General features: G+C 52.5%; 15 protein-coding genes. 14 read left to right on the top strand and 1 reads right to left on the bottom strand.

Features of this window, described 5'->3' with window-relative positions; all coding sequences use genetic code 11:
- The first annotated feature begins 59 nt into the window (after nt 1-59).
- The 12 genes from mioC (at nt 60) to ACETPC_RS15105 (ending at nt 11,319) form a co-directional block, all read left to right on the top strand.
- Nucleotides 60-503 carry an FMN-binding protein MioC gene (gene mioC / locus ACETPC_RS15160; protein ID WP_380182646.1) on the top strand — a complete coding sequence of 148 codons (444 nt, stop codon included), beginning with the start codon at nt 60-62 and terminating at the stop codon, nt 501-503.
- A 460-nt stretch (nt 504-963) separates the two neighbouring features.
- Nucleotides 964-2,853, top strand: coding sequence for a tRNA uridine-5-carboxymethylaminomethyl(34) synthesis enzyme MnmG (gene mnmG / locus ACETPC_RS15155; protein WP_380182644.1), 1,890 nt, complete (start codon nt 964-966; stop codon nt 2,851-2,853).
- A gap of 48 nt (nt 2,854-2,901) precedes the next feature.
- Complete coding sequence (gene rsmG, locus ACETPC_RS15150; RefSeq protein ID WP_380182642.1) at nt 2,902-3,531, top strand: 16S rRNA (guanine(527)-N(7))-methyltransferase RsmG; 630 nt, start codon at nt 2,902-2,904, stop codon at nt 3,529-3,531.
- Between the two features lie 842 nt (nt 3,532-4,373).
- Nucleotides 4,374-4,754, top strand: a complete 381-nt coding sequence (gene atpI / locus ACETPC_RS15145) for a F0F1 ATP synthase subunit I (RefSeq protein WP_380182640.1) — start codon at nt 4,374-4,376, stop codon at nt 4,752-4,754.
- An 8-nt stretch (nt 4,755-4,762) separates the two neighbouring features.
- Complete coding sequence (gene atpB, locus ACETPC_RS15140; RefSeq protein WP_380182638.1) at nt 4,763-5,578, top strand: F0F1 ATP synthase subunit A; 816 nt, start codon at nt 4,763-4,765, stop codon at nt 5,576-5,578.
- A 50-nt stretch (nt 5,579-5,628) separates the two neighbouring features.
- Nucleotides 5,629-5,868, top strand: a complete 240-nt coding sequence (atpE, locus tag ACETPC_RS15135; RefSeq protein ID WP_003849523.1) for a F0F1 ATP synthase subunit C — start codon at nt 5,629-5,631, stop codon at nt 5,866-5,868.
- 97 nt (nt 5,869-5,965) lie between these two features.
- Nucleotides 5,966-6,436 carry a F0F1 ATP synthase subunit B gene (gene atpF, locus ACETPC_RS15130; protein WP_147200441.1) on the top strand — a complete coding sequence of 157 codons (471 nt, stop codon included), beginning with the start codon at nt 5,966-5,968 and terminating at the stop codon, nt 6,434-6,436.
- 14 nt (nt 6,437-6,450) lie between these two features.
- On the top strand, nt 6,451-6,984 hold the full coding sequence (gene atpH, locus ACETPC_RS15125; RefSeq protein WP_380182635.1) for a F0F1 ATP synthase subunit delta: 534 nt from the start codon (nt 6,451-6,453) through the stop codon (nt 6,982-6,984).
- A gap of 14 nt (nt 6,985-6,998) precedes the next feature.
- Entirely contained in the window at nt 6,999-8,540 is a 1,542-nt protein-coding gene (gene atpA, locus ACETPC_RS15120) for a F0F1 ATP synthase subunit alpha (protein ID WP_380182633.1), read from the top strand.
- Between the two features lie 54 nt (nt 8,541-8,594).
- Nucleotides 8,595-9,464 (top strand): F0F1 ATP synthase subunit gamma, encoded by an 870-nt coding sequence (gene atpG / locus ACETPC_RS15115; protein WP_380182631.1) that lies wholly within the window; start codon nt 8,595-8,597, stop codon nt 9,462-9,464.
- A 31-nt stretch (nt 9,465-9,495) separates the two neighbouring features.
- Nucleotides 9,496-10,878 carry a F0F1 ATP synthase subunit beta gene (gene atpD, locus ACETPC_RS15110; protein ID WP_125289176.1) on the top strand — a complete coding sequence of 461 codons (1,383 nt, stop codon included), beginning with the start codon at nt 9,496-9,498 and terminating at the stop codon, nt 10,876-10,878.
- Nucleotides 10,879-10,899: 21 nt separating this feature from the next.
- On the top strand, nt 10,900-11,319 hold the full coding sequence (locus ACETPC_RS15105) for a F0F1 ATP synthase subunit epsilon (RefSeq protein WP_380182629.1): 420 nt from the start codon (nt 10,900-10,902) through the stop codon (nt 11,317-11,319).
- 127 nt (nt 11,320-11,446) lie between these two features.
- Here ACETPC_RS15105 and ACETPC_RS15100 read toward each other — a convergent pair whose 3' ends face one another.
- A complete protein-coding gene (locus ACETPC_RS15100; RefSeq protein ID WP_380182627.1) occupies nt 11,447-11,887 on the bottom strand; it encodes a transcriptional regulator in 441 nt (146 codons plus the stop codon).
- Nucleotides 11,888-12,458: 571 nt separating this feature from the next.
- Between ACETPC_RS15100 and ACETPC_RS15095 the strand changes: the two genes are divergently transcribed.
- Nucleotides 12,459-14,546, top strand: coding sequence for a glycosyl hydrolase family 18 protein (locus tag ACETPC_RS15095; protein WP_380182625.1), 2,088 nt, complete (start codon nt 12,459-12,461; stop codon nt 14,544-14,546).
- A gap of 59 nt (nt 14,547-14,605) precedes the next feature.
- Nucleotides 14,606-15,073, top strand: a complete 468-nt coding sequence (locus ACETPC_RS15090) for a lysozyme (RefSeq protein WP_380182623.1) — start codon at nt 14,606-14,608, stop codon at nt 15,071-15,073.
- The last annotated feature ends 31 nt before the right edge of the window (nt 15,074-15,104 follow it).

Below are 15,104 nucleotides of genomic sequence, written 5' to 3'. Positions count from 1 at the left end.
GGTAGATCCCAGCGTGATCACAACGTACAATACCCGCCTTTAGCAAACAGGGATCTCACATGGCGGACGTAACCTTAATCAGCGGCAGCACCTTAGGCAGCGCAGAATATGTGGCTGAACTTCTGGCCGAGAAACTGGAAGAAGCCAGCTTCTCTACCGAGCTGCTGCACGGCCCGGAACTGGAGGCACTTCCTTTATCGGGAATCTGGCTGGTGGTGACTTCTACGCACGGAGCTGGCGATCTGCCGGACAACCTGCAGCCGCTGTTTGATGAAATAGAAGAGAAGAAACCGGATCTGAGCCAGCTTCGCTATGGCGCCGTGGGCATTGGCAACCGCGAATACGATCTTTTCTGCGGTGCGATCGACAAAATGGACAAGTTACTGACAGCCTGTGGCGCTCAACGGATCGGCGATCGTCTGGATATCGATGTGCTTGAACATGAAATTCCTGAGGATCCCGCAGAGGTCTGGGTTGAGCACTGGAAAACGCTGATCGGCTGAAGATCCTGTTGCCGGATCGCCTGATAAGGGGGTTCAGTGCTGAAAAAACAGCCCAGGTTTTGTAAATTTTTCCCGGATCTGCTGATTTATTTAGCGGTCAACTGTGGATAACTATAAGGATCCAGCGGTAATAACCGGTGTTTATCCAAAGAACAACCTGACCGTCCGCTGGTGGCTGTGTATAACATGCCTTTTTGATCCCAGCTTATACGGCGCAGGATCACCGATCTTTCACAGCAATCGATCCCTGATAAGCCGATGATCCTGGTAAGGAAAAAAGGCTTATCCACAGCGATCGACGATCCTAATAGAAGATCCAGTAAAGAGATCTTTAAATAAAAAAGATCTTCTTTTTAATACGCTCCAGGCACTGCGCTTTCACCTTCGGCCAAAGTTGAGTAGAATTCACGCCCCGGGCAACCCCCACTCTCTTAATCGCACAACCGCGAGGTTCAGTACCATGTTTTATCCAGATCCTTTTGACGTCATCGTGATCGGTGGTGGTCATGCGGGCACGGAAGCCGCTATGGCGGCAGCCCGAATGGGTCAGCAAACCCTGCTTTTAACGCATAACATTGATACGCTTGGACAAATGTCCTGTAATCCGGCGATCGGTGGCATCGGAAAAGGACATCTGGTTAAAGAAGTGGACGCGCTGGGCGGCCTGATGGCGCACGCTATCGACCAGGCGGGCATTCAGTTCAGGATACTAAACGCAAGCAAGGGGCCGGCGGTTCGCGCTACCCGTGCTCAGGCGGATCGCGTGCTCTATCGGCAGGCTGTACGCACCGCGTTAGAGAACCAGCCGAACCTGATGATCTTCCAACAGGCGGTAGACGATCTGATTGTGGAAAACGATCGTGTGGTGGGTGCCGTTACCCAAATGGGGCTGAAATTCCGTGCCAAAGCGGTTGTACTGACCGTAGGCACCTTCCTGGATGGCAAGATCCATATCGGGCTGGATAACTACAGCGGTGGCCGTGCTGGCGATCCACCTTCGATCCCATTGGCTCGCCGACTCCGCGAGCTGCCATTGCGTGTCAGCCGACTGAAAACCGGCACGCCGCCGCGTATTGACGCCCGCACTATCGATTTTAGCGTGCTGGCTCCGCAGCACGGCGATACGCCGCTACCGGTCTTCTCGTTCATGGGCAATGCGGCGCAGCATCCGCAGCAGGTGCCTTGCTATATCACCTATACCAACGAGAAAACGCACGACGTCATTCGCAGCAATCTGGATCGCAGCCCGATGTACGCTGGCGTGATTGAAGGCGTCGGCCCACGCTACTGTCCTTCCATCGAAGACAAAGTGATGCGTTTTGCCGATCGTAACGCACACCAGATCTTCCTGGAGCCGGAAGGGCTGACCAGCAACGAAATCTATCCAAACGGCATCTCCACCAGCCTGCCGTTTGACGTTCAGCTGCAAATCGTTCATTCCATGCAGGGCATGGAGAACGCGAAGATCGTTCGTCCGGGCTACGCCATCGAATATGACTTCTTCGATCCGCGCGATCTGAAACCTACGCTGGAAAGCAAGTTTATCGAAGGCTTGTTCTTTGCGGGTCAGATCAACGGCACCACCGGCTATGAAGAAGCTGCTGCGCAAGGGCTGTTAGCAGGTCTCAATGCGGGTCGTCTCTCTGCCGATAAAGAAACCTGGGCGCCACGCCGCGATCAGGCTTATCTGGGCGTACTGGTCGACGATCTCTGCACCCTGGGTACCAAAGAGCCGTACCGTATGTTTACCTCAAGGGCGGAATACCGTCTGATGCTGCGTGAAGACAATGCCGATCTGCGTCTGACTGCCGAAGGCCGTGAGCTGGGGCTGGTTGACGATGCTCGCTGGGCACGCTTCAACGAGAAGCTGGAAAGCATTGAGCAGGAACGCCAGCGTCTGCGCGATATCTGGGTACACCCGAAATCAGAAGCCGTAGACGAAGTGAACGGCGTGCTGAGCGCCGCGCTGACCAAAGAAGCCAACGGCGAAGATCTGCTGCGCCGTCCTGAAATGACCTATGAGCAGCTAATGACGCTGAGCACCTTTGCGCCAGCCCTGAGCGATCCTCAGGCCGCTGAGCAGGTCGAGATTCAGGTGAAATACGAAGGCTATATCGCTCGCCAGCAGGAAGAGATCGATCGTCAGCTGCGCAACGAGAATACGCTGCTGCCAGCGGATCTGGACTATCGCCAGGTCAGCGGTCTTTCCAACGAAGCGATCGCCAAGCTGAATGACCATAAGCCGGGTTCTATCGGCCAGGCCTCGCGTATTTCAGGCATTACGCCTGCTGCTATCTCCATTCTTCTGATTTACCTGAAAAAGCAGGGACTGCTGCGTAAAAGCGCCTGATGCTCTTTGGGCGGCTCCGGCCGCCTTTTTACTGATTTGGACGTTACCGTGATTAATAAACTCTCCGCGCTGCTTAAAGCCGCCAATATTTCCCTGACCGATCTGCAAAAAGAGCAGCTGGTTGGCTACGTCGGGCTGCTGCACAAGTGGAACAAAGCTTACAACCTGACTTCCGTGCGCGATCCGCAGCAGATGCTGGTTCGCCACATCATGGACAGCATCGTGGTTGAGCCGCATTTACAGGGCAATTGCTTTATCGATGTGGGTACCGGGCCGGGCCTGCCTGGCGTACCGCTGGCCATCGTGCGACCAGAAGCGCATTTCACGCTGTTGGACAGCCTGGGCAAGCGCGTGCGCTTTCTTAAGCAGGTACAGCATGAACTGAAGCTGGAAAATATTGCGCCCGTGCAAAGTAGGGTAGAGGAGTTTCCTGCCGAGCCGCCTTTTGACGGCGTTATCAGCCGCGCTTTCGCTTCGCTGAACGATATGCTGAGCTGGTGCCATCACTTGCCAGGCGAAAACGGGCGTTTTTACGCGCTGAAAGGTGTGGTACCCCAGGACGAGCTTGCTGCGCTACCGGAAGGGTTTATTCATCAGCAAACGGTGAAGCTTGCCGTACCTGAGCTGGAAGGCGAGCGGCATTTAGTGGTGGTTAAACCCGCTAAATCGGGTGGCTAAAGCAGCGACCTGGTGCCCCGCAAAAGATAAATAATGCTGGAATGCGCAAAATTTTACCGTATTATCGCTGAATTATTCAGCAGGTATTACGTGAGTAAGCGTTTTAAATTACTCAATTTTAGTTAAGTATGGGCGGCAGGGCAGGGGAGAAGATGCCAGTTGCACTGCCTGCAGGTAAAATGCCGGGCGGTTTTTTAGCCTTTCGGGCGGCGGCAGATCTTTTTTTCTGCGGCGGATAATGTTTCAGCAAGGTTAAAATGACGCAGAGAAATTAGTTGTCACACTCGGTTACATTTAACGTTAATTTCACAAATTATTATCAAGAGTATTACCTCATTGTGGCCGCCAGGTGCTTTTTCCCGGATGGACGTAAATCAGCCGGACGATATTTATCTGCTGTGCCAGGCGGAATAGCCTGAAAATTTGCCCGCAATGAATGTCAATTAACAGTTTAAATCGGCCTGGCGGGCTGATTAGCGGCTAAAAAACAGTAAGTGGTTGAATGTTATTGATATAATTATATTTTCTTTCGCGGTGCGCAGAATATTCTTTAAAGCTTGTTAGATAAAATATTACTGAAATGTGATCTTCCGCACGCTTTGTGAGCGATATTCCCGGTTCTGTGCCCTCATTTTCGCTGTGTTTGCTGTTCCACACAGTTTTGAAAAAGTGGGCCCGAGAAAGAAATTTAAATAATTGTTCACCATTTCGCTACTTATCCATTGAAATCGCAGGACCGCCCCGTATAATTTGCTCGTTTTTTGCTGCTTGACTCAAAGCGGCAAAGGCAGTTTTATACGACACGCGACATACCCCCGGCGGGGCAGGAGAGTTTCAGCGTCATGTCAGTGTCCCTTTACAGAGTAAAATTTGCCCGAACCGTGCTGCTTCTTCAGCTGATGATTTTTGTCATAATCGGCGCGCTGTTTGCCCTGAAAGAGCTAACCTGGGGCCTGTCCGCGATAGCGGGCGGACTGGCGGCCTGGCTGCCGAACGTATTGTTTATGATTTTTGCCTGGCGTCATCAGGCAGGAGACCCGGTTAAAGGACGCGTGGCCTGGAGCTTCGCTCTGGGCGAAGTGCTGAAGGTTCTGGCGACCATTCTTCTGCTTGTCGTGGCGCTGGCGGTGTTTGGGGCGGCATTTACGCCGCTCGGACTGACCTGGTTATCGGTGGTGATTGTGCAAATCGTCGCACCGGCTGTAATTAACAACAAAGGGTAAGAGGCATCATGGCTGCAGGAGAAATCTCTACGCCGCAGGAATACATAGGTCACCATCTGAATAACCTTCAGCTGGACCTGCGTACCTTCGAGCTGGTGAATCCGCACGACGCTCCGTCGTTCTGGGTATTGAATATTGACTCCATGTTTTTCTCTGTGGTGCTGGGACTGGTATTCCTGGTGCTGTTTCGCAAAGTTGCGAAATCAGCCACCAGCGGCGTTCCGGGAAAACTGCAGGCGGCGATTGAACTGGTTGTTGGCTTCGTCGACAACAACGTCCGCGACATGTACCACGGTAAAAGCAAAGTAATCGCACCGCTGGCTCTGACGATTTTCGTCTGGGTCTTCCTGATGAACTTCATGGATCTGCTGCCTATCGATCTGCTGCCGTACATCGGCGAGCACGTTCTGGGTTTGCCAGCGTTGCGTGTAGTGCCTTCAGCCGACGTGAATATCACGCTGTCGATGGCGCTGGGCGTATTTATTTTGATTCTGTTCTACAGCGTCAAGATGAAAGGCATTGGGGGCTTTACTAAAGAGCTGACATTGCAACCTTTCAATCACCCAATCTTCATTCCGATCAACCTGATCCTTGAAGGCGTGAGCCTGCTGTCCAAACCGGTTTCTCTCGGTCTGCGACTGTTCGGCAACATGTATGCGGGTGAATTGATTTTTATCCTGATTGCCGGCCTGTTGCCGTGGTGGTCACAGTGGGTTCTGAGTGTGCCATGGGCCATTTTCCACATCCTGATCATTTCGTTGCAGGCTTTCATTTTCATGGTACTGACGATTGTCTATCTGTCGATGGCATCTGAAGAACACTGATTTTTTTATCAACACTACTGCGTTTTAACTGAAACAAACTGGAGACTGTCATGGAAAACCTGAATATGGATCTGCTGTACATGGCTGCCGCTGTGATGATGGGCTTAGCGGCAATCGGTGCTGCGATCGGTATCGGCATCCTCGGAGGTAAATTCCTGGAAGGCGCCGCGCGTCAACCGGATCTGATCCCTCTGCTGCGTACGCAGTTCTTTGTTGTAATGGGTCTGGTGGATGCAATCCCAATGATCGCTGTTGGTCTGGGCCTGTACGTGATGTTCGCCGTCGCGTAACCCTGATGTTCATCGTTGGGCTTTGGTTCGACGATGAACGGCTTCTTCCGGTCAGCCGACCGGAGAAAAAAGTTAACTTAACAAGAGGCATTGTGCAGTGAACTTAAACGCAACAATCCTCGGCCAGGCCATCGCGTTCATCCTGTTTGTAGTGTTCTGCATGAAGTACGTATGGCCGCCGCTGATGGCCGCTATCGAAAAGCGCCAGAAAGAAGTTGCCGACGGCCTTGCTTCCGCAGAACGTGCCAAAAAAGATTTGGATCTCGCGCAGGCTAATGCGACCGACCAGCTGAAAAAAGCGAAAGAAGAAGCCCAGGTTATCATCGAACAGGCCAACAAGCGCCGTTCGCAGATCCTGGACGAAGCCAAAGCTGAAGCTGAGCAGGAACGTAACAAGATCGTCACCCAGGCGCAGGCTGAAATCGACGCCGAACGCAAACGTGCACGTGAAGAGTTGCGCAAGCAGGTCGCGATGCTGGCTGTGGCCGGCGCCGAGAAAATCATTGAACGTTCCGTGGATGAAGCTGCTAACAGCGACATCGTTGATAAACTGGTCGCTGAACTGTAAGGAGGGAGGGGCTGATGTCTGAATTTACTACCGTAGCTCGCCCCTACGCCAAAGCAGCTTTTGACTTTGCTGTTGAGCATCAGAGTGTCGATCGCTGGCAGCAGATGCTGGCGTTCGCTACCGAAGTGGCCAGCAATGAACAAGTGGCAGAACTCCTTTCCGGCGCATTAGCGCCGGAAGCGTTGTCTGCGCGGTTCATCGCTATTTGTGGTGATCAACTCGATGAAGCCGGTCAGAACCTGATTAAGGTCATGGCCGAAAACAAACGTTTACCAGCGCTTCCCGATGTACTGGCTCAGTTTATCCAGCTTCGCGCCGCACACGATGCGACTGCGGACGTTGAGGTAATCTCTTCCACTACACTGAGTGACGAACAGCTGACCAAAATCAGCGCCGCTATGGAAAAACGTCTGTCACGCAAAGTTAAGCTGAATTGCAAAATTGATAAGTCTGTAATGGCGGGCGTAATCATCCGTGCGGGTGATATGGTCATTGATGGCAGCGTACGCGGCCGTCTTGAGCGCCTTGCAGACGACTTGCAGTCTTAAGGGGACTGGAGCATATGCAACTGAATTCCACCGAAATCAGCGAACTGATCAAGCAGCGCATTGCTCAGTTCAATGTCGTGAGTGAAGCTCACAACGAAGGTACTATTGTTTCCGTCAGCGACGGCATCATCCGCGTAAACGGCCTAGCCGATGTTATGCAGGGTGAGATGATCGCGCTGCCTGGCAACCGTTACGCTATCGCACTGAACCTGGAGCGCGACTCCGTTGGTGCCGTAGTGATGGGCCCATACGCTGACCTCGCCGAAGGCATGAAGGTTAAGTGCACCGGCCGTATCCTGGAAGTTCCGGTAGGCCGTGGCCTGCTGGGTCGCGTGGTGAACACCCTGGGTGCGCCAATCGACGGCAAAGGTGCTATCGACAACGACGGCTTCTCGCCAATCGAAGTTATCGCGCCAGGCGTTATCGACCGTCAGTCCGTAGACCAGCCTGTACAGACCGGCTATAAGTCTGTGGATGCGATGATTCCAATCGGCCGTGGCCAGCGTGAGCTGATCATCGGCGACCGTCAGACCGGTAAAACCGCAATGGCGATCGATGCGATCATCAACCAGCGTGATTCCGGCATCAAGTGTGTGTACGTGGCTATCGGCCAGAAAGCTTCTACCATCGCTAACGTGGTGCGTAAGCTGGAAGAACACAACGCGCTGGCTAACACCATCGTGGTTGTGGCAACCGCTTCCGAGTCTGCTGCTCTGCAGTACCTGGCTCCGTATGCTGGCTGCGCCATGGGCGAATACTTCCGCGACCGCGGCGAAGACGCGCTGATCGTATACGATGACCTGTCCAAGCAGGCTGTTGCTTACCGTCAGGTTTCCCTGCTGCTGCGCCGTCCGCCAGGCCGTGAAGCTTTCCCTGGCGACGTGTTCTACCTCCACTCCCGTCTGCTGGAGCGTGCTTCCCGCGTGAGCGCCGACTACGTCGAGCGTTTTACCAACGGCGAAGTGAAAGGTAAAACCGGTTCCCTGACCGCGCTGCCGATCATCGAAACCCAGGCTGGCGACGTTTCCGCGTTCGTTCCGACCAACGTAATCTCGATTACCGATGGTCAGATCTTCCTGGAAACCAACCTGTTTAACTCCGGTATTCGTCCGGCGGTTAACCCGGGGATCTCCGTATCCCGTGTTGGTGGCGCAGCTCAGACCAAGATCATCAAGAAACTGTCCGGTGGTATCCGTACCGCGCTGGCACAGTATCGTGAACTGGCAGCATTCTCGCAGTTCGCGTCCGATCTGGACGAAGCGACCCGTAAACAGCTGAGCCACGGTCAGAAAGTGACCGAGCTGCTGAAACAGAAACAGTATGCGCCGATGTCCGTAGCGCAGCAGGGTCTGGTGCTGTTTGCAGCCGAGCGCGGCTTCCTGAACGACGTCGAGCTGGCGAAAATCGGCAGCTTCGAAGCAGCGCTTCTGGCCTATGCCGATCGCGACCACAGCGAGCTGATGGCCGAAATCAACCAGTCTGGCAACTACAACAACGATATCGAAGCGAAGCTGAAAGGCCTGCTCGAGACGTTTAAGAAAACCCAGTCCTGGTAATGTCTGGCGGCTTGTCCCTCGCGGGGCAGGCCGCAAGGCTTTGAGGAGAAGCTTATGGCCGGCGCAAAAGAGATACGTAGTAAGATCGGCAGCGTGCAGAACACGCAGAAGATCACCAAAGCGATGGAAATGGTCGCCGCCTCCAAAATGCGTAAATCGCAGGAACGCATGGCGGCCAGCCGTCCTTATGCAGAGACCATGCGCAAAGTGATTGGTCACATTGCGTTAGGCAATCTGGAATACAAGCACCCTTACCTGGAGGAGCGCGACGTTAAGCGCGTCGGCTACCTGGTCGTGTCTACCGACCGCGGGCTTTGTGGTGGTTTGAACATTAACCTGTTCAAAAAAGTGCTGGCTGATATGAAAGGCTGGGCAGATAAAGGCGTCGAGAGCGATCTGGCGATTATCGGCTCCAAAGGTCTTTCATTTTTCGGCGCTGTCGGCGGCAACGTGGTGGCTCAGGTCACGGGTATGGGCGACAAGCCTTCCCTGTCCGATCTGATCGGCCCGGTGAAAGTGATGCTGCAGGCTTACGACGAAGGTCGCATCGACAAGCTCTATGTGGTCAGCAACAAATTTATCAACACTATGTCCCAGTCACCGCAAATCAGCCAGCTGCTGCCGTTACCGCCAGCAGAAGAAACTGAAGGCGTGGTGAAGAAAAGCACCTGGGATTACCTGTATGAACCGGATCCGAAAGCGCTGCTGGACACGTTGCTGCGCCGCTACGTCGAGTCTCAGGTTTACCAGGGTGTTGTAGAAAACCTGGCCAGCGAGCAGGCCGCGCGTATGGTGGCGATGAAGGCTGCGACCGACAACGGCGGAAACCTGATCAAAGAGCTGCAGTTGGTATACAACAAGGCTCGTCAGGCCAGCATCACCCAGGAACTTACCGAGATCGTCTCGGGGGCCTCCGCGGTTTAACCAGGTTAACGAATTAGGTAGAGGATTCAGAATGGCTACTGGAAAAATTGTCCAGGTAATCGGCGCCGTTGTTGACGTCGAGTTTCCTCAGGACGCAGTACCACAGGTGTACAGCGCGCTTGAGACTAAAAATGGTGATGCCCGTCTGGTGCTGGAAGTGCAGCAACAGCTGGGTGGCGGCGTGGTTCGCGCCATCGCAATGGGTTCTTCCGACGGCCTGAAGCGCGGTCTGGAAGTAGCTGACCTTGCGCACCCAATCGAAGTACCGGTAGGTACCGCAACGCTTGGCCGTATCATGAACGTGCTGGGCGAGCCAATCGATATGAAAGGCGACATCGGCGAAGAAGAGCGTTGGGCTATCCACCGTTCCGCACCTTCATACGAAGACCAGTCCAACTCTCAGGAGCTGCTGGAAACCGGTATCAAGGTAATCGACCTGATGTGTCCGTTCGCCAAGGGCGGTAAAGTCGGCCTGTTCGGCGGCGCGGGCGTAGGTAAAACCGTAAACATGATGGAGCTGATCCGTAACATCGCGGCTGAGCACTCAGGTTTCTCCGTATTTGCCGGCGTGGGCGAGCGTACTCGTGAAGGTAACGACTTCTATCACGAGATGACCGACTCCAACGTTATCGACAAAGTATCCCTGGTCTACGGCCAGATGAACGAGCCACCAGGAAACCGTCTGCGCGTAGCGCTGACCGGCCTGACCATGGCGGAGAAATTCCGTGATGAAGGTCGCGACGTTCTGCTGTTCATCGATAACATCTACCGTTACACCCTGGCCGGTACCGAAGTATCCGCGCTGCTGGGTCGTATGCCATCAGCGGTAGGCTACCAGCCAACGCTGGCGGAAGAGATGGGCGTTCTGCAGGAGCGTATCACCTCAACCAAAACCGGTTCTATCACCTCCGTACAGGCCGTTTACGTCCCTGCGGATGACCTGACTGACCCATCGCCAGCGACTACCTTTGCGCACTTAGACGCAACTGTGGTACTGAGCCGTCAGATCGCGTCTCTGGGTATCTACCCGGCGGTTGATCCACTGGATTCCACCAGCCGTCAGCTGGATCCGCTGGTTGTTGGTCAGGAACACTACGACGTGGCTCGTGGCGTGCAGTCCCTGCTGCAGCGTTACCAGGAACTGAAAGACATCATCGCTATCCTCGGGATGGACGAGCTGTCTGAAGACGACAAGCTGGTGGTTGCTCGCTCTCGTAAGATGCAGCGCTTCCTGTCCCAGCCGTTCTTCGTGGCAGAAGTCTTCACCGGTTCTCCGGGCAAGTACGTGTCGCTGAAAGATACCATCCGTGGCTTTAAAGGCATCATGGACGGCGAATTCGACCATCTGCCAGAGCAGGCTTTCTACATGGTAGGTTCCATCGAAGAAGCCGTGGAAAAAGCGAAGAAACTGTAACGGTTTCCCGGGAGGTTAATTATGGCTATGACTTTTCACCTGGACGTTGTCAGTGCGGAGCAGCAGATGTTCTCCGGCACGGTGCAGCGCATCCAGGTGTCAGGTAGCGAAGGCGAGCTGGGTATTCACTCAGGCCACGCGCCGCTGCTGACCGCCATTAAACCTGGTATGATCCGCATCGTGAAAGAGCAGGGCGACGAAGAGTATATTTATCTCTCCGGCGGCATGCTCGAAGTACAGCCAGGCGCGACTACCGTGCTGGCTGATACGGCGATCCGCGGCGCTGACCTCGACGAAGCCCGCGCCATGGAAGCAAAACGCAAAGCCGAAGAGCACATGAGCGGCTCGCATGGCGATGTGGACTTTGCTGCCGCGTCGGCTGAACTGGCTAAAGCGATCGCCAAACTGCGCGTGATCGAGTTAACCAAAAAAGCGATGTAATTCAGGTTTAAGCAAGAATGCCAGACAGGAAACTGCCTGGCATTTTTTTATGGCTACAGACTCACTGGCCAATCCTGTCTCACCCATCAGGCATAAACTTCTTTTTAATGTTGTAATTAAACTGCCGTTAACCGTACATCAGGAAGAAAAAAAGTGTACAAATTGCCATCAAACCCGCCGTTACGGTCAAAATCGAGCAGACCACGCACTCCGTTTTATTGCTGGCCGCCTTCACCGGTGCTTCGCTTTTTTTATCTTTCTCAGGAATATAGATATAGCCTTTGCCCGGAATGGTTTTGATACAGTTTCTGAGGTTCACCGCAGCCAGATCCCGACGTATTTTATAAACCAGCTGGGTAAGGTTGGCGTCATCGATGGTTGCCGCACGACTTTCCCAGATTGCGGAGATTAGGTTGCTTTTTGTCAGCTCGGTTTCAGGATGATGAAGAAAATAGCTGAGGAGCCGCTTTTCTTTCTCACTGATGGTTAAAGTAATATTACCATTGATGAGATGGTTTCTTTCTTCTGAAAGATAGATATTATTACCGAGATAAATTTCTTCGCTCATGACTATAACCTGTTAAGTTAATTAATCTGTAATGGATGAATAAAATACGGCGGTGTGAAAATCCTGGCCAGCGTCAGTACCTTATTATTAATTTAAAATGAAAATTTGTTCTTATTTTTATTGGCAGCTTTCTACTGCCTTTCGCTTCACTCTGTTCGTGGCAGGAATATATCAGCGGAAAGGATAATCTGGTGTTGTAATTATTGGCAGGCGATCGCTAAAAAGTGCGGGCTACACGGCGCAAACCCGCAGCCGGACGGGCCTTTTCGCACTTTTCTTCAGGCGGATGTTGCGTGAGGTTCTAATTATTGTTTATCTGCTATTGATGAATAAAATCCTGTCTTATTGTTTACCGTAACCTTTGTTGAGCTACCGTTGATATAAAAACTGCGCGATTTCCCTTGTTGATGTAGCGTTTGCTTATTAATAGTATTTCAAAGGCAGTAATCTTTCCCTGATGATTATTCTTTATTTGTAACTGGCAAGCATAGGTCGCGCCAGGTGAAAGTTAGCTGGCCACGTTTAATCGTCGGCACAAATCATATTAACTTTTACCAGATAAGGATCCACCATGAGTAAGTTAATTCAGAAGGATATCTATACAGAACAGTCGTATGCCGCAGACGGTTTTAACCCGGCGACCAATACCTCTGAGTATAGCTACACTTCCGGTCGCGTAGCGCAGCGTGTTTACAATAAATATAATACTGCCAATAAGCCTAAATTGTTTGGTTACTATACTGACTGGGCGCACTACGATCAGCGTCAGATAGATAACAACGGCAATATCCTTAAAGCTAACCGTGGTCGTGGTATCGATATCACTAAATTAGACCCAACTGCTTACGATAAAATCATTTTTGGTTTTACCGGCATCGTTGGCGATCAGGGCGACAACAAAGCGAAAATCGAGCAGGCCGCTCGCCAGACGCTGAAAAAAACCAATGAGATGACCATCCTGGATCCATGGGGCGATTGCCAGTCTTATATCAACTGCGGCTTTAGCGGCTGGAAAGCTTTCGGCTTTGGCCCAGGCAGCGTAGGTTCAGATACGGAAGAAGATTGTTTCTATCAGGATCACCCTAATCTTCAGGGCGTGCTGGGCGCAATGCGCGACCTGCAGAAAAAAGCTAAGGCGCAGGGTCACGATCTGGCGCTCTCTTTCAGCCTCGGTGGCTGGACCATGAGCGACGCTTTCCATGAGCTGGCAAAAAGCCAGAGCGCGATTGATACGCTGGTGGCCAGCATCATCGATTTCTTTAAACGTTTCCCCATGTTCTCTGAAATTGATATCGACTGGGAATACCCAAATGCGCCAGGCGCAGGCAACCCACATGGCCCGGAAGACGGCGAAAACTACGCTGTCCTGATCGACACGCTGAACAAAGCGCTGAAGGCAAATGGCCTGAGCCACGTGAAAATCAGTATCGCTTCTTCCGCCAACGTGGAAGTGCTGCAGCATTCCAATATCAAAGGTCTGCTGGAAGTCGGTCTGTATGGCATCAACCTGATGACTTATGACTTCTTCGGGACGCCGTGGGCTGATGGTCTGGGCCATCACGCTAACCTGTACAAAACTGAAAATACTACTTACAGCCTGGAAGAAGCGGTGGAGTATCTGCTGAACCTGGGCGTGGATCCTGAAGCGATCAACATCGGCTATGCAGGCTATTCACGTAGCGCTAAAGGCGGCGAAATTTCTTCTTTCTCTCCGCTGAAAGGCTCTTACGACGGCAACGGTACTACCGTGGGTACTTTCGAATCCGGCTGCGTTGAATGGTATGACATCATCAACAACTATCTGGATCTGGAAAACAAATCTGGCCGTAACGGCTACAACGTTTATACCGATGATGAAGCTTGCGCAGACTATCTGTACAGCCCAACGTCTAAAGTATTCCACTCTATTGATACGCCGCGCACCGTTCGCGAAAAAGCGCGTTATGTTATTGAAAAAGGTCTGGGCGGCCTGTTCACCTGGACTATCGACAACGATAATGGCCTGCTGGTTAACGCCGGTCGCGAAGGCATGGGCTGCCCGATTGTGCAGCAGAATATTGATATGTCTCCTTTCTACTTCAAAGGCATCAATATTGAAGGCGAACAGCCGGTAGATCCTGTCGAGCCGGTTGACCCGGTTGACCCGGTTGAACCAGAAGACGAAACTGCACCGACTGCTGTTATTACCATGAAAGCGCAGGGTGGCAGCACGCTGGTATTCTCGGCGGATAAATCTTCTAAAGCGGCCAGCTACAAATGGTCAAACTCAGGCAACGTGCAGATCGTATCTCCTCAGGCGAGCGAAACTAACGTTGTGCTGCCTGTCGTGACCGCTGAAACCGTAGTGGAAGTGCTGCTGACCGTTACCGCGGCCAATAAGAAAACCGATATGGCTTCTTATAAAGTTGTTATCGCGCCTGCCTCTTCCGCGCCTGTTGATCCGGTCGATCCAGTTGACCCGGTTGAGCCAGTCGATCCGGTTAACCCTGATGCGCCTTCTGACTATCCGCAATGGAGCGCTACCGCTACCTATGTAGAAGGCAGCAAGGTGACGCATAAAGGCGTTAACTATATCGGTAAATTCTGGTCACAGGGTTCTGAACCTGGTCTGGAAGAAACAACCGGTCAGTACGGTAAACCATGGGATTACCTGCGTTAATTGCCACTAATAAATAATGCTCCTTCGGGAGCATTATTTTCCGTGTATCAGAGTGAAAAATGAATATTTCAGATAAGGGTATTGATTTTATCAAGGCTCAGGAAAAACTTCGTTTAAACGCAGAGCAAAATTATGCGGGCATCTGGACAATCGGCTATGGCCATACTGAAGGTGTTCACGAAGGGGATAGTCTCACGCCGGAACTGGCAGAAGCGTTGCTCAGAAGTGACCTGAAGCAATGCGAGGCCCGGTTACATCAGGCGCTTGCCGTACCCGTTACCCAAAATCAGTTCGATGCGCTTTGTTCAATCCTGTTCAGCGTCGGCACCGGGCAACGCGGCGTAAAAGCCGGACTGATAGCGCTGAAGAGCGGGCAGCCGTCAACGCTGCTGATGTTTTTGAACCAGGGCTGCTATGCCGCCGCAGCCGAACAATTCGGCTCGTGGATTTATGCCGGTAACGGCGTGGTGAAGGAGCTAATTTACCGCAGGGAACGCGAAAAGAATCTTTTTCTTCGCAAAAAATAGTCTGAGTCTTTAAAGACAGGCCGTTTATATT

Source organism: Pantoea sp. sgz302252 (genome assembly GCF_042610525.1).
In the GTDB taxonomy this organism is placed as follows: domain Bacteria; phylum Pseudomonadota; class Gammaproteobacteria; order Enterobacterales; family Enterobacteriaceae; genus Erwinia.
Note: the sequence above shows the minus strand (reverse complement) of the source record. Positions and strands in the feature narration are given on the sequence as shown.